This is a genomic window from Vagococcus luciliae, from assembly GCF_024637875.1.
Classification (GTDB): Bacteria; Bacillota; Bacilli; order Lactobacillales; family Vagococcaceae; genus Vagococcus; species Vagococcus luciliae.
In genome coordinates, this window is sequence record NZ_CP102451.1 from 270,448 (window position 1) to 288,937 (window position 18,490).

The 18,490-nt window shown below is 32.3% G+C and carries 19 protein-coding genes and 1 riboswitch; of the genes, 9 read left to right on the forward strand and 10 right to left on the reverse strand.

Annotated features, from left to right (window positions below):
- Positions 1-16: 16 nt before the first annotated feature.
- A complete protein-coding gene (locus tag G314FT_RS01485; RefSeq protein ID WP_257701786.1) occupies positions 17-583 on the reverse strand; it encodes a hypothetical protein in 567 nt (188 codons plus the stop codon).
- Between the two features lie 415 nt (positions 584-998).
- Here G314FT_RS01485 and nrdH point away from each other — a divergent pair, with 415 nt between their 5' ends.
- From nrdH to nrdF, 4 genes are read left to right on the forward strand one after another with little or no spacing between them, the layout of a single operon-like run.
- Positions 999-1,232 (forward strand): glutaredoxin-like protein NrdH, encoded by a 234-nt coding sequence (gene nrdH, locus G314FT_RS01490; RefSeq protein ID WP_257701787.1) that lies wholly within the window; start codon positions 999-1,001, stop codon positions 1,230-1,232.
- Between the two features lie 3 nt (positions 1,233-1,235).
- Positions 1,236-1,616 (forward strand): class Ib ribonucleoside-diphosphate reductase assembly flavoprotein NrdI, encoded by a 381-nt coding sequence (nrdI, locus tag G314FT_RS01495; RefSeq protein ID WP_257701788.1) that lies wholly within the window; start codon positions 1,236-1,238, stop codon positions 1,614-1,616.
- Entirely contained in the window at positions 1,594-3,756 is a 2,163-nt protein-coding gene (gene nrdE / locus G314FT_RS01500) for a class 1b ribonucleoside-diphosphate reductase subunit alpha (RefSeq protein ID WP_257701789.1), read from the forward strand. The genes nrdI and nrdE overlap by 23 nt, the downstream gene beginning before the upstream one ends.
- 13 nt (positions 3,757-3,769) lie before the next feature.
- Positions 3,770-4,741, forward strand: coding sequence for a class 1b ribonucleoside-diphosphate reductase subunit beta (gene nrdF / locus G314FT_RS01505; protein ID WP_257701790.1), 972 nt, complete (start codon positions 3,770-3,772; stop codon positions 4,739-4,741).
- 569 nt (positions 4,742-5,310) lie between these two features.
- On the opposite strand, the gene thiT is transcribed toward nrdF, so the two are convergent.
- The 4 genes from thiT to G314FT_RS01525 all read right to left on the reverse strand — a co-directional run bounded on the left by thiT (position 5,311) and on the right by G314FT_RS01525 (position 11,256).
- A complete protein-coding gene (thiT, locus tag G314FT_RS01510) occupies positions 5,311-5,871 on the reverse strand; it encodes an energy-coupled thiamine transporter ThiT (protein WP_257701791.1) in 561 nt (186 codons plus the stop codon).
- A gap of 62 nt (positions 5,872-5,933) precedes the next feature.
- Positions 5,934-6,036: riboswitch (TPP riboswitch) on the reverse strand.
- Between the two features lie 667 nt (positions 6,037-6,703).
- A complete protein-coding gene (locus G314FT_RS01515) occupies positions 6,704-9,856 on the reverse strand; it encodes a SpaA isopeptide-forming pilin-related protein (RefSeq protein ID WP_257701792.1) in 3,153 nt (1,050 codons plus the stop codon).
- Between the two features lie 188 nt (positions 9,857-10,044).
- Positions 10,045-10,671 carry a sugar O-acetyltransferase gene (locus tag G314FT_RS01520; RefSeq protein ID WP_257701793.1) on the reverse strand — a complete coding sequence of 209 codons (627 nt, stop codon included), beginning with the start codon at positions 10,669-10,671 and terminating at the stop codon, positions 10,045-10,047.
- Between the two features lie 459 nt (positions 10,672-11,130).
- A complete protein-coding gene (locus G314FT_RS01525) occupies positions 11,131-11,256 on the reverse strand; it encodes a hypothetical protein (protein WP_257701794.1) in 126 nt (41 codons plus the stop codon).
- A gap of 129 nt (positions 11,257-11,385) precedes the next feature.
- Between G314FT_RS01525 and G314FT_RS01530 the strand changes: the two genes are divergently transcribed.
- Positions 11,386-11,904 (forward strand): ATP-binding protein, encoded by a 519-nt coding sequence (locus tag G314FT_RS01530; protein ID WP_257701795.1) that lies wholly within the window; start codon positions 11,386-11,388, stop codon positions 11,902-11,904.
- 23 nt (positions 11,905-11,927) lie between these two features.
- Here G314FT_RS01530 and G314FT_RS01535 read toward each other — a convergent pair whose 3' ends face one another.
- The 5 genes from G314FT_RS01535 to G314FT_RS01555 all read right to left on the reverse strand — a co-directional run bounded on the left by G314FT_RS01535 (position 11,928) and on the right by G314FT_RS01555 (position 15,200).
- Positions 11,928-12,455, reverse strand: coding sequence for a GNAT family N-acetyltransferase (locus tag G314FT_RS01535; protein ID WP_257701796.1), 528 nt, complete (start codon positions 12,453-12,455; stop codon positions 11,928-11,930).
- A gap of 5 nt (positions 12,456-12,460) precedes the next feature.
- On the reverse strand, positions 12,461-12,973 hold the full coding sequence (locus tag G314FT_RS01540; RefSeq protein WP_257701797.1) for a DNA topology modulation protein: 513 nt from the start codon (positions 12,971-12,973) through the stop codon (positions 12,461-12,463).
- A 119-nt stretch (positions 12,974-13,092) separates the two neighbouring features.
- Positions 13,093-13,947: a hypothetical protein gene (locus tag G314FT_RS01545; RefSeq protein WP_257701798.1), complete on the reverse strand. Its 855-nt coding sequence runs from the start codon at positions 13,945-13,947 to the stop codon at positions 13,093-13,095.
- 15 nt (positions 13,948-13,962) lie between these two features.
- Positions 13,963-14,631 (reverse strand): class D sortase, encoded by a 669-nt coding sequence (locus G314FT_RS01550; RefSeq protein ID WP_257701799.1) that lies wholly within the window; start codon positions 14,629-14,631, stop codon positions 13,963-13,965.
- Positions 14,631-15,200, reverse strand: coding sequence for a hypothetical protein (locus G314FT_RS01555; protein ID WP_257701800.1), 570 nt, complete (start codon positions 15,198-15,200; stop codon positions 14,631-14,633). Before G314FT_RS01555 ends, G314FT_RS01550 begins: the two co-directional genes overlap by 1 nt.
- A gap of 178 nt (positions 15,201-15,378) precedes the next feature.
- Here G314FT_RS01555 and lepB point away from each other — a divergent pair, with 178 nt between their 5' ends.
- The 4 genes from lepB to G314FT_RS01575 all read left to right on the forward strand — a co-directional run bounded on the left by lepB (position 15,379) and on the right by G314FT_RS01575 (position 18,461).
- Entirely contained in the window at positions 15,379-15,879 is a 501-nt protein-coding gene (gene lepB / locus G314FT_RS01560; protein WP_257701801.1) for a signal peptidase I, read from the forward strand.
- Positions 15,880-15,895: 16 nt separating this feature from the next.
- Positions 15,896-16,306, forward strand: a complete 411-nt coding sequence (locus G314FT_RS01565) for a helix-turn-helix transcriptional regulator (protein ID WP_257701802.1) — start codon at positions 15,896-15,898, stop codon at positions 16,304-16,306.
- A gap of 315 nt (positions 16,307-16,621) precedes the next feature.
- The gene (locus tag G314FT_RS01570) at positions 16,622-17,725 is read left to right on the forward strand and encodes a YibE/F family protein (RefSeq protein ID WP_257701803.1); all 1,104 of its coding nucleotides are present in this window, start codon (positions 16,622-16,624) and stop codon (positions 17,723-17,725) included.
- On the forward strand, positions 17,715-18,461 hold the full coding sequence (locus G314FT_RS01575; RefSeq protein ID WP_257701804.1) for a YibE/F family protein: 747 nt from the start codon (positions 17,715-17,717) through the stop codon (positions 18,459-18,461). Before G314FT_RS01570 ends, G314FT_RS01575 begins: the two co-directional genes overlap by 11 nt.
- Positions 18,462-18,490 lie beyond the last annotated feature (29 nt).

Here is an 18,490-nt window from a genome sequence, read left to right on the forward strand (position 1 = left end):
CCACGCAAGAAATTTTCTAGATTTTACGTACTTTCATTGAAATGATATTTCTAGACCTTGTTCCCTCATTCTGTACTAATTCGGCTAATTGGTATAAACAATCAATGTCTTCTAAGTTGCTTATGTCGAGACCTATTTCTTCACCTAATGTTAATAAATCTGCTTCTGGAGTTCCTATTAATAAATTCTCGACTTCCAGTAAAACCAATTCTTTTAAATTTTTAGTCGTCTCGGCTAATTGTAGCCCTTGTGAAAATTTTTCGTGAAAATATAGAAATTCAAAAAATTTTGCCAAAATAAGAAGAATTTTCTCAAAACATTTCTTTCCTGCAATAACTTCATGAGGAAAAATATCCAATAAGACATCTTGTAGCGCTTGCTCATTCCAATTATCTAATGTCTGAAAGTGATAATCAAACATGTATTCACTAAAGGACATAATAACTCTTTGAGACATTCTCCGTTCAGAATAATCAAGTTGTCTATAATAAAATGTTTTTTCAAATACATTTAATTTTTCTTTGGTGTCACTCATCGCTTCTTCAAATAAATGATTAGCTTTTTCTAAATAGTCATTTGCCATTATCTCACCATCTTTTCTGATATCATCTATTCTTCAAAAAGGGATATTAATATCTTGTTCATTAAATATACCATATAAAATTTAAGGTAACCACCTTTTATAAAGGTCATCTGTGCTATTCATTATTATATAAATAATTTAATATAAGTTTATGAATAGTTTCGTCTGATGAGACGACAAATTTGTTTTTTTTCCAAATTTTTTTCTATTTACTTTTATACTTAGTATGTCTATACTAGAGACTATTGGTTAAGAATTTTTATTTTATGAGATTTTTTTCTTTTTCGCCTAAAACACAATAGATAGTAGCCTTCAATAATCTGAACACAATATCTAGTGTTTCGTTATTGACTTTTTTTTATTTCAAGCTATACTTATGTTTATATAATAAAGAACAAATTAGGAGGAAAAACTCATGAGTACAATCACACTATATACAAAAAATAATTGTCCACAATGTCTAATGACTAAGAAATTTTTAGCACAAAAAAATGTTGAATTCAACGAAATTAATATAGATAAAGAACCACAATATATTGATTCATTAAAAAAAGAAGGCTTCCAAAGTGTTCCTGTTTTAAAAACAATAGATGAAGATATTACAATCGTTGGTTTTAGACCAGATCAATTAAGAACGTTGGCGGTTTAAATTATGAGATTAGTCTTTTTTTCTTTAACCGGACAGACAAGACGCTTTATTAATAAAATCGGCCTTCCATCTTATGAAATCGATACTACTAATCCTTTTCATGAAATCAACGAGGATTATCTACTAATCGTTCCTACTTATGACAAAGAAGTCACAGAAGTAGTGAACGATTTTATTGAGTACAAAACCAACCAAGAGCACTTACTAGGTGTTGCAGGTGGTGGCAATCTTAACTTTGGAGACTTATTTGTCTTTACTGCAAAAGACATTGCAAAAGATTATGGCATCCCTCTTGTGTTTTCTTTTGAATTTAGTGGCACAAATGACGATGTAAAAAATTTTAAGAAAGTAGTGAATGAATTTGAGTCTAAAAGATCTGACTGATGTAACTTATTTCGAATTAAACAACGAAATCAACCGCCCCGTAAATGATCAAATTCCCTTATATAAAGATAAAGAAGCCTTAGATGCCTTTTTTAAAGAAAATGTGGAACCAAACACGAAAAAATTTTCCTCTATAGAAGAAAAATTAACATTCTTAACTAAACACGATTATTTAGAAGAAGAATTTCTATCTCTTTACTCACTAGAATTTATTGAATCACTATATGCTTATCTAGCGTCTCAATCATTTACCTTTAAATCATTTATGGCAGCTTACAAGTTTTACTCTCAATATGCCTTAAAAACAAATGATGGCACACAATACTTAGAACGTTATGAAGACCGTGTGGCGTTTAACGCATTGTACTTTGCTAACGGTAATGAAGAACTTGCTATGAGTTTAGCTGATGAAATGATTCATCAACGTTACCAACCAGCAACACCATCCTTTTTAAATGCTGGACGTAAACGTCGTGGTGAGTTAGTATCTTGTTTCTTAGTGCAAGTAACTGATGATATGAACAGTATTGGTCGCTCAATTAACAGTGCCTTACAATTATCACGTATTGGTGGTGGTGTGGGTATCACACTATCAAACTTGCGTGAAGCTGGTGCACCAATCAAAGGATTTGAAGGAGCAGCGAGTGGAGTTGTTCCTGTGATGAAATTATTTGAGGATAGTTTTAGTTATAGTAATCAACTTGGTCAACGTCAAGGGGCTGGTGTGGTTTATTTAAACGTCTTTCACCCAGACATTGAAATGTTCTTATCAACAAAAAAAGAAAATGCGGATGAAAAAATTCGTGTTAAAACATTATCACTTGGTTTGTTAGTACCAGATAAATTCTATGAATTAGCTCGTAATAATGAAGATATGTACTTATTCAGTCCATATAGTGTGGAAAAAGAATATGGCGTACCATTTTCTTACATTGATATTACAGAGGAATATGACAACTTAGTAGCGAATCCACGTATTAGAAAACAAAAAATTGACGCTCGTTACTTAGAAAATGAAATTAGTAAATTACAACAAGAATCTGGTTATCCTTATATCATCAACATTGACACTGCCAACCGTGCCAATCCTATTGATGGTAAAATCATTATGAGTAACTTATGTTCTGAAATCTTACAAGTCCAAAAACCATCTGTCATTAACGATCGCCAAGAATATGACGTCCTTGGAACAGATATTTCTTGTAACTTAGGCTCAACTAATATTGTTAACTTAATGGATAGCCCTGACTTTGGAAAATCTGTTAAAACAATGACACGAGCACTCACTTATATCACAGACGCTTCTGATATTGAAGTTGTTCCATCGATTCAAAACGGTAACCGGCTAAATCATACAATTGGTTTAGGGGCCATGGGATTACATACTTACTTTGCTAAAAATCAAATGGAGTATGGTTCAGAAGAATCATTAGAATTTACTGATGTTTACTTTATGCTACTAAACTACTGGACTTTAGTTGAAAGTAACAATATCGCAAAAGAACGCAACGAATCATTTGATAACTTTGAAAACTCAAAATATGCTACTGGAGAATACTTTGATACGTATATTAAAGATGAAATCAAGCCTTCTTCTAATAAAGTCAAAGAATTATTTGACGGTATTTTCATTCCTACAGCAAAAGATTGGGAAGAATTAAAACAGTCTATTAAACAATATGGCTTATACCATCAAAATCGTCTAGCCGTTGCACCAAATGGCTCAATTTCTTATATCAATGATACTAGTGCTAGTATTCATCCAATTACTCGTTTAATTGAAGAACGTCAAGAAAAGAAAATTGGAAAGATTTACTATCCAGCACCTTTCTTATCTAATGACACGATGCCATACTACACATCAGCTTATGACATGGATATGCGTAAAGTGATTGATGTGTATGCGACAGCTCAAAAACATATCGATCAAGGGATGAGTTTAACGCTATTTATGCGCTCAGATATACCTGAAGGCTTGTATGAATGGAAAACAAAGACAACAAAACAAACAACACGTGATTTAAATATTTTACGTCACTACGCATTCCATAAAGGCGTTAAATCAATTTACTACATTCGTACTTATACTGATGACGATGAGGAAATTGGTAGCAACCAATGTGAAAGCTGTGTTATTTAAGGAGGAACAATAAATGACCACGTTAGACAATAGCTATTACCAAGCAATTAACTGGAATGCTGTTGAAGACATTATTGATAAGTCCACTTGGGAAAAATTGACAGAACAATTTTGGTTGGATACACGTATTCCTTTATCAAACGATTTAGATGATTGGCGTAACTTTAACGACGATCAAAAAGAAAATATCGGTCTGGTATTTGGTGGGTTAACACTACTAGATACGATTCAATCTGAAAGTGCCATCGAAGCCTTACGAAAAGACAGCCGTACACCTCATGAGGAAGCTGTGTTAAACAATATTCAATTTATGGAATCTGTTCATGCCAAAAGTTATTCATCCATCTTTAGTACACTAAACACTAAAGCTGAGATTGAAGAAATTTTTGAATGGACAAACACCAATCCTCAACTACAAAAAAAAGCTGAGATTATTAATGAAATTTATTTAAATGGATCCCCACTACAAAAAAAAGTAGCCAACGTGTATGCTGAAACGTTTCTTTTCTACTCTGGTTTTTACGCACCATTGTACTACTTAGGAAACAACAAATTAGCAAACGTAGCTGAGATTATTAAATTAATCATCCGTGATGAGTCAGTTCATGGGACTTATATTGGGTATAAATTTCAACTAGGTTTCAATGAATTAAGTAATGAAGAACAAGAAGAAATGAAAGAATGGATGTATGACTTACTCTTCACTCTTTACGAAAACGAAGAAGTCTATACTGAATTATTATATGATAAATTAGGTTGGACAGATGAGGTTAAAACATTCTTGCGTTATAATGCAAATAAAGCTCTAATGAACTTAGGGATGGTTCCATTATTCCCAGATACAGCCAATGACGTGAACCCTATTGTCATGAACGGCTTATCAACTGGTACAAGTAACCATGACTTTTTCTCTCAAGTAGGAAATGGTTATTTACTTGGGACAGTAGAAGCAATGGAAAATGATGATTACTTAATCGGTATGTAAAACCAAAAAGACTCACCCGTTTATTACAAAACTCTAAAAACACACCCGTTTTATTTCACATAAATTCAACGGGTGTGTTTTTATGGTTAAAAGAATATCTCACCCAGTAGAAGTAAAATAAAAAAGCCCTCCCTAATTATCAAGGAGAGCAATTATTAATTAAAAAAGCGATTGTATCTTTTTGTAATATATGTCACAACTAATAAACAGAGACTAGAAATGATAAGTACAATATTAACACCCAGCTTATCTGATACAATACTTAACAAGATTAAACTTAAAGAAAAAATCAATGAACATAATATACACTACTTGTTGAATAAACTGATGCAATTTTTTCTGAGGATATTTTTTGTTATGTAACTGTCACTTGAGGAATATTTTTCATTATTTTTTCTACTTTCACTTAGGTGAATAATTTCATCACCTGTTTAAATTATTTACACTAAGTGAAATGGTCTAAATTTGTCTCATAAGATGCTCCTAGCTACGATGTATTTGTTTAAGTTTACCACTTTTAAAACAAAAAATAAAACACCCCTTTATTAAAGAGTGTTTCTTCAAATAGATTAATTATCTTGTGGCATAAATAGGCTTTTATTTTTATTCAAGATTAATAGTAAAATAACCATTGTCACAACACCAGTCAGTAAACCACTTATCCCATTTGCTACTAATGAATACGTCACTGGGGATAATCCCCAAATGGCATATTTACCCCAAAAGATAAATCCGGCAATAAAATGAAAAATGTAACGCGCTAACACACCAACAAATGTTCCAGAAACAACATATCTCCAAGCATTTGATGAATTAGTTTTCAAAGTTGCTTGTAGTTTTTTACTAAACAAGCCAGAAAAACCAGCCGCTGCAAAAGCAAAAATGTATTCAATAATAACTTGAGAGACGGTTAAAAAATAAACTTGTCCCATTAAAAAATGTAGTAAGCCCCAAACTAACCCAGCATATATTCCCGGTACAGTTCCACGACGTAATGCATATAATGTTAAGGGAATCATTCCTAAGGAAACAGAAAATCCTGTCCCTATATTTAATGGAATAAACGATAATGCCATTGATAATGCGGCAACGATCGTCCCCTCTAAAATAATTCTTGACCTTTTAGACATAAAAAAACTCCTCCTATTATTGATTCATACGTGACCAATCAACAAAAGAGCAGTACTTACTTGCTACCACTTCACACAATTCCTACGATTGAATTAACAATATCAGGTTCGAGGGTTTAGAGTTTAGACTCATTCTCAGCTTGAAGGGCTCCCCTTTGTGACGGTTATGTATTTGATTTATTCCACACACAGTATGTCATGTATCCGCTTAAGAGTCAAATTAATCACTCATACTCTGTTAATCATCTAATTATTTAATTATTCAGATACAATATTTTTACAAATTTGAATAATATCAGTCATCCCTTGCGCTAAGCGATGATAGTCATTAACAAGTAAGTAGCATATTTCCTCTATCTTTTTTGCATTCTTTAAAAAATTCTGCTCCTTATTCATAACATAATCATACAAATATTACGTTAATACATAAAGAGTTCGTTGTTGAAATCCCTCACCCGTATCTTTTTTGACATCAAAAAACGCTTCACGATACTTTTTTAAACTTTTCTAGTCTTAATTTTCCTATGCCTTGTCTGAATTTAACATATATTTTATATTACTTTTCTTCTATATTCTAGTGTAAAAGCTCAATAACTCGTAACAATTTCTCTTATAAATACCAAATTTTTATCATCATTATATAAAAAGAAGCTATTTTTGATAAAATAATTTCTTTTACATAACACACTACATACATTTTTCTGTTTCATATAATTTCTAATATAGCTAAAACCATGAATAAAAAATGTGATTACTAATTTCCAATTAATTCTTGGTAAATAGTAATCACATAGATATTTTTATTATTTATATCTTATATAAAAATATTATATTAATTGAGGCAAAATAACATCACACATGATAATAGTAATAAAAAACCAATATAAATTAATTCTATATCAAATTTATCTCCAGTTTTTGGTAATTGTCGTCTGATATTTTTTTTGTCCTTAACAATAATTCTATCCGCCGTCTTTTGATTGCTCATTTTCATCTCAGTCACTTCACTGGTTTCACCTGCTTTAATCGCAAATCGTTGAGGGCTCGTGTCTAACTCATACCCCTCTGGGGCTTGAGTTTCCACAAAGTAATACGACCCCACAGATAAGCCCTCATAATTTAAAATGCCTTTCGCATTCGTGGTCAATTCACTCGCCACTTCCTCACCCGCGGCCGTATACAAACTAAATTTGGCCCCAGATAATACCTCATGCGTTAACCCATCTTCTTTGATCAATCGAACGGCCCCACGTTCTTCCGCCGTCTTTTGATTGCTCATTTTCATCTCAGTCACTTCACTGGTTTCACCCGCTTTAATCGCAAATCGTTGAGGGCTCGTGTCTAACTCATACCCCTCTGGGGCTTGAGTTTCCACAAAGTAATACGACCCCACAGATAAGCCCTCATAATTTAAAATGCCTTTCGCATTCGTGGTCAATTCACTCGCCACTTCCTCACCCGCGGCCGTATACAAACTAAATTTGGCCCCAGATAATACCTCATGCGTTAACCCATCTTCTTTGATCAATCGAACGGCCCCACGTTCTTCCGCCGTCTTTTGATTGCTCATTTTCATCTCAGTCACTTCACTGGTTTCACCCGCTTTAATCGCAAATCGTTGAGGGCTCGTGTCTAACTCATACCCCTCTGGGGCTTGAGTTTCCACAAAGTAATACGACCCCACAGATAAGCCCTCATAATTTAAAATGCCTTTCGCATTCGTGGTCAATTCACTCGCCACTTCCTCACCCGCGGCCGTATACAAACTAAATTTGGCCCCAGATAATACCTCATGCGTTAACCCATCTTCTTTGATCAATCGAACGGCCCCACGTTCTTCCGCCGTCTTTTGATTGCTCATTTTCATCTCAGTCACTTCACTGGTTTCACCCGCTTTAATCGCAAATCGTTGAGGGCTCGTGTCTAACTCATACCCCTCTGGGGCTTGAGTTTCCACAAAGTAATACGACCCCACAGATAAGCCCTCATAATTTAAAATGCCTTTCGCATTCGTGGTCAATTCACTCGCCACTTCCTCACCCGCGGCCGTATACAAACTAAATTTGGCCCCAGATAATACCTCATGCGTTAACCCATCTTCTTTGATCAATCGAACGGCCCCACGTTCTTCCGCCGTCTTTTGATTGCTCATTTTCATCTCAGTCACTTCACTGGTTTCACCCGCTTTAATCGCAAATCGTTGAGGGCTCGTGTCTAACTCATACCCCTCTGGGGCTTGAGTTTCCACAAAGTAATACGACCCCACAGATAAGCCCTCATAATTTAAAATGCCTTTCGCATTCGTGGTCAATTCACTCGCCACTTCCTCACCCGCGGCCGTATACAAACTAAATTTGGCCCCAGATAATACCTCATGCGTTAACCCATCTTCTTTGATCAATCGAACGGCCCCACGTTCTTCCGCCGTCTTTTGATTGCTCATTTTCATCTCAGTCACTTCACTGGTTTCACCCGCTTTAATCGCAAATCGTTGAGGGCTCGTGTCTAACTCATACCCCTCTGGGGCTTGAGTTTCCACAAAGTAATACGACCCCACAGATAAGCCCTCATAATTTAAAATGCCTTTCGCATTCGTGGTCAATTCACTCGCCACTTCCTCACCCGCGGCCGTATACAAACTAAATTTGGCCCCAGATAATACCTCATGCGTTAACCCATCTTCTTTGATCAATCGAACGGCCCCACGTTCTTCCGCCGTCTTTTGATTGCTCATTTTCATCTCAGTCACTTCACTGGTTTCACCTGCTTTAATCGCAAATCGTTGAGGGCTCGTGTCTAACTCATACCCCTCTGGGGCTTGAGTTTCCACAAAGTAATACGACCCCACAGATAAGCCCTCATAATTTAAAATGCCTTTCGCATTCGTGGTCAATTCACTCGCCACTTCCTCACCCGCGGCCGTATACAAACTAAATTTGGCCCCAGATAATACCTCATGCGTTAACCCATCTTCTTTGATCAAACGTACTGCTCCAAATATTGGAAAAATTGGGTTTGGATCCCATCGATGAGTCTCACTATTTATTTTAATATTTTTCCCGATTATACTACCATCAAGATTTTTATCCACATTTATATCTGCCTTTGGAGCCAAAACAGTCCCTAAAAAAGGGGCCTCTATATTTAAACCTGTAATATTATTTCCAAAGTTCCATATCAAATTAGCATCTGAAAAATCCTCTGTTTCATGGTTACTACGATTGTTATATTCTATTTTAGACAATACATTCAGTTTATTGACTTCCCCTGTAACATTTATAATGACTAATTTGTTGTAAGGATTAATAATTTGAAAAGGAGTATTACTCTCTAATAACTCACTCTTAATATTTATAAAAACGGTATCTTCTTTAATTTCGGGGACTATAAATTTTCTTATGTTTTTATCTTCAAAACTATTATTATCTAAAAATATTTTACTTAACGTATAAAAATATGATGCTTTTTGTTCTAATCTATTAAATTCATATTGAAAATCTATATATTCTTTATTGTGATCCTGATAAATAGAAGAAATCGGTACGTGATCCAATTTGATCCCGTTAAGAGACACATAACGACCATTATCTACTATATCTAACTTATTATCTTTTCCAACTACAAATTTTGTAGACCGTTGATCATTTTCGTTAATAAATGAAGAACTAACAATACTATGAACTTTATTTAAGTATACTATTTCTTGATTCAATGTTCCTTCACGAATATCCGTTCCAAAATTCGAGTTAGCATAAAAATTATTACAAGCAATATTACCATTAACATGTGCTCCTATTTCAACACTATTTTCAGCAAAAGCATGAAACTTAGATGCTATACCCAACTCACCTAAATTGGGGCCCAAATCTGAATAAATATCTCCCCCTTCTGGAAATGACTGACCACTCGCAACAGTTACAATACCCATACAGAATAAAAACAAAGTTACAAAAATCATCCAAACCCTTATAATGCTTTTTTTCATACTTCATCCTCCTCATTGCTCAAAAATTCACAATCGTTATGTCGTAATTATAACACTTTAAACGATAAAAAAGAATACTTTGTATAATAAATAAAAAGTAAAAAACATTATTATATTAAAAATAAAGTAAGAAAATACATTTTCCTACTTTATCAAATCTAACTACCATTATTATCTTTCATCAAACATTAATCCAAATTTCTTTTATCATGGTAATCTTTCTTTTTTTGATTCCATATTTTTTTATCTTTTTCACTAACTTCACGAATTAATTTAGCAGGATTTCCCCCCACAATTGTATTATCAGGAACATCTTTTGTTACTACCGATCCTGCGGCAATAACCGCATTTTTACCAACTGTTACTCCAGGTAGGATAATTGAATTTGCTCCTACCCACACATTATCTTTAATTGTAATTGGGTACCCAAATTCTAATTTTTCAATACGAATATCTGGATCAATTGGATGACCTGCTGTATATAACCCTACTCTTGGACCTAACATCACATTATTTCCAATAGTTATCTGATTAACATCCAAAAAAATACAATCCATATTAGCAAAAAAATTATCGCCTACTTTTGTATGTCTGCCATATCCTACATGAACAGGCGGAAGTATATGAGGATTGTCCCCAGTTGAATCAAACAACTCTTTTACTAATTGCTTAATCCTATCTTGGTTTTCTATAGGCTCCATATTTATTTTTTGAGCAATTATTTTTCCGTTAAGTGATTTATTTTCTTCTAAAATATGTTTTGATACATATAATTCACCATTCAACATCTCTTCATATTCAAAATCATTAGGCATAAAAAAACACTCCAATCTAGATAAAGATAAACTACAATTCAATATCATAAATTTTATCAAATATAGTAATTTAAGTACAACTTAACACTCTTATAAATATTAGAAGTGATAAAAATAGCTCTCATCCTACTATTGGCAGTAAGAAAGTTGATAGAACTTATCCAAATATATAAATCGTTGTTTCTATGAGTTAATTACTAAATATTGTCTTAGAAAACCTATAGAAAGGAAAGAAATAATGATTAAACAAATTTCAATGATACTAATATGAGAACTCATCAACCAAAAAATTAGATAGTTAGATTAGTAATTACTTTTATTATTTTAATTAATTTTTTTGGCATATCGGGCTATAGATTAGTCAGAAATACTGATATTTCTTCGAAAATTCACCTTATAACTGTTTTTAGTAATGGAGATATTTAAGTGAAAATATCCATTTTATCGTATCATGTCATCTTATATGTCTAGTAAAGATACTGAAAGTAGCGTGATATAAATAACACTTGGATATAGTTTTGACTGATCTTTTAAACACAAAGAAAGCATCATCATTCCATATGATAAAGAATTCTTTAATGGCATTGATACACTCCATATCGTCAGTCCTGATGACGAAGTGTTATCATCTATTCCTTTGGATGAAAAAAGAATTAGATATTTCCTTTCTTTCCATGATATAGTTATCCAAACAAACAACGAGGAGAAAAATATATGATTATTTGGATAAATGGGGCATTTGGCGCAGGTAAAACAACAGTGGCGACTGAATTAGTTAAACAAATTCAACCTTCCTTTTTGTATGATCCAGAAAATATTGGTGATATTTTTCGTTCAAACTTACCAATCAGTATGCAAAAAAATGATTTTCAATATTATCCTGAATGGCGTCAGTGGAATGTTTATCTACTTAAAAAAATTTATCAAGAATACGATGGAGATATCATTGTACCTATGACGATTTACAAAGCAGAAGCTGTTTCTGAGATTCTTGGAAAGTTACGTGAAGAAAATATACCAGTTTGTCATATTCAACTCGATGTGCCAAAAGAAACTATTATTTCAAGACTCCAAGAACGTCCTAAAGCATTAATTGAATGGGGTGAGAGTAAAGTCGATGAGATAATAGAAGCATTCAATGCTTTTCCACAAGACGATAAAATAATGAATGATGAGAGACCAATAAAAGAGGTCTTATCTGACATCATAAAAAAAATAGAACAGCAGAGATAAATTACCTTATCTTCTGCTGTCTTTTAATTATCTATCCAATATCTTCTGACTAACTTACCATCTGATTCATCCAACACTTTATTTTCAAGTATGCCACCATTATGTTCAATTACTTTGGCTGACCCAATATTATCATCATTACAAGTGATGAGTAATTTTTTAATAGGACTTTCTTTCTTCTCAAGTAACATCTCTTTAAGCATTCGGCTTCCATAACCTTTGTTTCTTTCAGACGGAGCGACTGAATAACCAATGTGTCCGCCAAAATGAAACAAATACTCATTCAACTCATGTCTAAAGTGAATCATTCCTATAATCTTTTTATCTGTTTCTCTAACAAATAAATACTGCTCTCCCGTGACAAAATCTGGATTAGGAATTGTTTCGTTGGATTCGTATAATACAAGATGTTCTATCCAATCTTGTATATTGGTAAAATTAGATAACCCACTTGCCCCATCTATCCAATTAACACCTGATTGACTTAAAAATTCTGTTTTATAATCTAATATCTCTTTTTCCCATTCAGTTGTTGGTTTAATTAATAACATTTTCGTCACATACTTTCTAAAGAATTTAAGAAATCATCGATTTCTTTTGAGTTCGTTAATTTGATTAAAGTTTGTTCACTAGTCAAATCCTTAAGATACTCCTCTATCAACGGCTCATGATTTTTTGAAAATTGCCAGACCCATCTGATAAACTCCCGATCTAATTTCTCTGGACAGTTTTCTTGCATATCTGGACGAGTTTTTCCACGATAACTAATAAAACGCTTAAACACATGATACAAACAAGTCATTCTTGAACGTTTTAAATAAATGATGGTGTCTGCTTCTTTTATCCGAATATCTAACGTACTACTATAATTTCCATCAATAATCCAAGAATTCTGTTTGACTATATCATACAATATCTCTCGTTGCTCTTCCTTTGTGCTCATCTTCCATTGTGGTTTCCAAAACAATTTATCTAAATGATACAATTTTATTATTAAACTATCAGCTAATTTTTTTGCTAGGGTACTTTTTCCTGTACCAGGAGAACCTATGATTATCATTTTTTGCATCTAGCATTCCACTCCTTGACATTATATGAATTTAGCTATATAGCTGATCACCTATACACATGTAGAAAAAAATCCAACCGTTAACCTGGTTGGATTTTTTCTATTTCTTCCATTACTTGTTATTTCCGTCTAAACCCACGTTTCTCTAAACGCTTATATTCTTTATAAGAATACACACTTAATAAAATACCTAATATTAAAAATACTAGACTTACTATAACTTGTACTAGCATTGGTAATTTAAGACTTTCTACAATCCATACTTTCATGTGATCGTCAATAATCGATAAATAAGTCAGTGGATTTTTCATTGATAGAATAACGGTAAAAGATACAAGTAACAAACCTGTACTCGTTATCACATAGGCAATATTTCTTACAAACACATGCTTATATCGACCGCTTGCAAAGTACAAACATAAAATTAATAAACACAATACGATAAGCGACACAATCAAAACTATTGTAGTTAATCGTTTGATTAAACTAACTCGTAAACCAATTGTTGAAATAATTTTATTATGAATTTTTCCATTATAAATCTCGATGCTTTTTGTAATGAATTGGTCGACAGACACTTGATTTTCTGCTGTAATAGGTTTATTTTCTTTTTTAGCATACTCTTCTACCGCGGTCTTTAGCCTTGATTCAACTACCTCTTGTTTTATTTCATAAGATTCGCCTTTGAACGCCTTAGTTATAAATTGATCAAAATCTTTTGTCACTTCCGATTGTGATACTATTTGATTTAATCCGTCCTGTTTTATGCCACTAGCCATCCCGATATCTTGAATCGATTGATTAATTGAATCAGTTAAACTTTTAGTATAATCACTTTCCATAGCTACCTTTATCCAATGATTTGAAGATAGCAAAAATGGTTTTGCAATCAGTATCTCACTAGCAATCAATAAACATAATACAGAAAGTAATGTTAGCAAAAATTGATAGACATGCTTTATCGTTTTATTCATCTAAACATCCTTTCTCTATTGGTTTTGGTCAATCATTTTTCCAGAAATCCGTTCAGCATAGACAAACAATCGATTATCAGTTAAACCAATCATATCTATCGGATAACACGTGTATAAAATTAATTGATTATTATCTGATTTTTTATAGAGGGTTTCAATAGCAGACTTATCGTCAAATCGAGCAACTTTTTTATGAGTTACTTTGTACTGATACGTTTCATAACTTGTTTTAATAGTAATTGTATCACCTGATTCAACTCCACCTAAGGCTGCTAAATCTGCCGTATTATGACCACCTATAAGTGTCGTTCCTTCTTCACCAGGAAAAACACTCCCATTAAATTGCCCTACTCCTTCTCTCAAATCTTCCTGAGAATCACCATAAATTAATCTTGCTTGAACATTATATTTATCTATATTAACTATCCCATACTCCGTTCCTAGACTAGGATATTCAATCTGACTCGAAGGGATTTTATTTTTTACAGATGTAATATTTTTTTGCTTAGCTTCATCAAAGATAGAACTAACTTTTTTATTTTCTGCTTTTTCTGTAATGCTAATAGCACTGACAAATAAGTCAACTGTCTCTCTAAATGGCAAGAATAATAATAATAAAATGACATAGGCAGAAATAAAAAAGAGTACTGGCATATAAACATATGCCAGTACTCTTTTATTCATTAACAACTAGCTCCTCTTCTTTTTGACAAGAAACCTGTCGCTACTGTTAATGCCACTAAACTAGCAATTGTCATGATGGCACTAGTTAGTGAAATACCGGTTGTTTTTACAACTGGATTACTACTTGTTGTCGCAACAAATACTTTTTGTCCAGCATTATTTGTAACATTTCCTTTACTATCCACAGATAAACCTAGTGCTTTTGCTGCTTCTAAAATATGATTTTGAATTTGATTCTGTATATTTTTAGGTAACTGTTTTAAGAAATCTTCCAAACCTGTTGCTTGAATACCTGCTGAATTATCAATAGCTAATTGTTTAGCCGCTTCAATATGACCAACTACAGTATTAACAGTTGTAGCACTATAATCATTGGTTTTTAAATCATTTTCAGCTTGCTGAATATCAGTTGCCGAAAAGAAAAAACGTTGGCCTTCTTTAGTCGTAATACCTGCATTCAAAGAATCTAATATACGTTGTTCATCAGTAGAGATTGCTCCAGCAGCATTCGCTGTAATCGGCAACATGACTACTAACAAAGTAAAAATAAGTGATACTAATTTTTTCATTAATTAAAACCTCCTTTTTATACCACTATATTATATCACAACCTAATGATACAACCTACTTTTTTATCTATTTTTTCTAATATTTTTCTAATCATATCTATTGTTCATTCCTTTATACGACTATATAACATAGTACTTTTTTTGATATTACATTATAATAAATAAAAGGAGGTCAAACATGAAAAAACTTCTAAAAGATAATATACTATTATTACTCAGTATTTTTTTTATTCTATTGCTACAATTATTTTTTATTTCCTCAACTAAGGTGTCCGGCGAGTCAATGAATTATACTTTACAACATAATGATCGTAGTTTAGTACTTAAAAGTAACTCTGCCAAACGATTTGATATTATTATCTTTAACAGCAATAAACTAACTGGCGAAGACAAACAATATGTTAAGCGTATTATTGGTTTACCTGGTGAAACTGTTTGCTATAAAAAGAAACAACTTTTTATCAATAATAAACAAGTAAGTGAACCCTTTGATTTAAAAAACAGAGTACATACTGGAGATTTTTCTTATAAATTAAATCGTAATGAATTTTTTGTTTTGGGTGATAATAGAGGAAATTCAATCGACAGTAGACATTTTGGTTGTATTAATAAACGCGATATTGTGGGAAAAATGATTTATCGTTTCTTTCCACTTCACTCCATTGGAAAAATAAATTAAAGGAAAGTGAGATAATATGAACTTAGGAACCATTATTACAAGTAAACGAATTGAAAAACAACTAACCCAAGATCAATTAGCGAAAAAATTACACGTTACAAAAGATACTATTATAGAGTGGGAAGATAGTACTCTCTATCCAGATATAAATGATTTAGTAGAACTTGCAAAACTATTAGGTTTTTCCTTGGATGACCTATTCCTAACAGACAATCAGACACCATTAAAGCCTATCATGAAGCAAACAAATAAACACTATTTTCAATTTTCCATCATTATGTCCCTAGTGACTTTAATTATTTTATTGGCTATTTTATTGGTATCATTGCTAAATGAAAATTCCAAGCTGATTATTTCTGGAACTATTATTTTAGGAGAATTAGTGAATCTATTTGCACTCACTTATTATATAAAAAAACTAAATTAATTAAAAAATCACAAATCTATATTTTGTGATTTTTTAATATACTTAAGTAAATCTATTAGAATCTTGCTACTTAATTCTAAATACAAATAGTTCCATTTTCATCTACTTAATATCAACTTCTCCCTGTCAATAGTGACACCTTATATTCTTTTTTATTTAACTCTTTCGAGAATTATTCTTAGAAAGTTATATTCATTACTTTTTATTATAAAATGATTAAATAATTAATAAATAATAAATATCATTAGTCTTCTAATGAAAAACTATCATAATATGACTATAATTATGATAGTTTGATTTATAAGGAGGTCTACTTTGTTACAAAAATATCTATGGCGCTTTTTTGCCGCCATCCTTTTAACCTTAAATATTTGGTGGATTTATCAAACATTGCAATATAATCAATACCATGAACCTTTAGGGAAAATTACTAAAATTGAAACAAGCAATAAACAAGACACTATTGATGAACATCAAAATAAAGACGTTCTAACAACTCAAAAGATAGAATTAATTGTATTATCCTCTCAATATAAAGGAAAAAAACTAACTCTTTCAAATACCTTTAGTCAATCAAAAATTAAGGATCAAGATTATAAAAAAGGCGAGTTAGTATTTCTATCTATCAAGGATAGTAACATGTCACAAACTACCATTCTCGATACTAAACGAGACACAGGTTTGGCTATCATGATGTTTTGTTTTGTTCTTTTACTGATACTTATAGGAAGAAAAAATGGGGTTATGTCTCTACTGGGACTTATAATAAATACTGGTCTTTTTTACTGCTTATTAATCATTTATGAACAGATTTCTAGTCAATCTCTTGTGTGGCTTTGCTTACTATTTTTTCCTATCATTGTGTCTAGTACGTTAATTATTTCAAATGGTTGGAATCAAAAAACTAATATTTCTATTTTAGCAACAATTTGTAGCACACTAGTGACTTTTATCATTGGAGTAGGCGTAATCACTTTATTAAAACATAAAGGACTTCGTTATGAAGAAATGGAATTGATTACTCGTCCCCAACATGCTCTCTTCATCTCTAGTTTATTAATTGGGACGATGGGAGCATCAATGGATATTTCCATTACACTCAGTACTGCCATGAATGAAATCGGTCAAAGACATAAGCAATTAACCCCTCAAACATTGTATCAATCAGGGATACAAGTTGGATCTGATGTCATTGGTCCAATGATTAATATTATGTTTTTTTCTTATTTAAGTGGATCCATTCCTTTAATCCTTATTTTTTTAAGAAATGGTATGTCCTTTAATTATACGTTTCCTATCTCTCTCTCGCTCGAAGTGACTCGTGCATTAATTGGAAGCATTGGGATTGTCTTAACTATCCCCATTACCAGTTTCATTGCAAGTATTTTTCTAACAAGGAGGAATGAACATGAGTGTTAACTTAGGCTTACTTCTAGTTCTTATCTTGTTATTATGGTTTTTTCAAAAAAAAAAGGGATTACTTACATTAATTACATTGGGGATTAATTTAGCGATGCTATTTTTCATGATTTTAGGAATCAACTTGGGCTTTTCTCCAATTATATTGACAGTTATAACCTCTATTTTAATCAGTGCAAATAATCTATTTAATATTAATGGGTTTAACCCTTCAACAAAGTCAGCTTTTTTAAGTAGTACATTCATTATTTTACTCATGGTTTTCCCGATATTTTTTACCACTTCCTTATTGCATCTTCAAGGAATCCCTCTTGAAGGATTGATGGAAATGGATATGTACTCGTTACATATTGGAATATCTTTTATTGATCTGAGTGTAGCTGTCCTTCTTATGACTGTCGTTGGCGCTATTAACGATATTGCTATTTCAATTACCTCATCGATGATTGAAATTAAAGAACAACTTCCTGACCTGTCTCTTTCTGAATGGAAATCTTCTGGTCTAACAGTGGGCAAAGATGTTTTAGGACCAACAATTAATACCCTCATTTTCGCGGCTATAGGTAGTCAGTTTGCGTTATTAATTTGGGTATTTGATTTGAATTATAGTCTAACACAACTGGTAAACAGTAAATTAATTGTCACAGAATGGGTTGCGATTATTTTTAGCGGGATTAGTATTTCCATCACGATTCCCATTACGATTTTCTTACTCATAAAACAAGTTAAAAATTGACAATTCATTATATTCTGTTAAAATAAAAT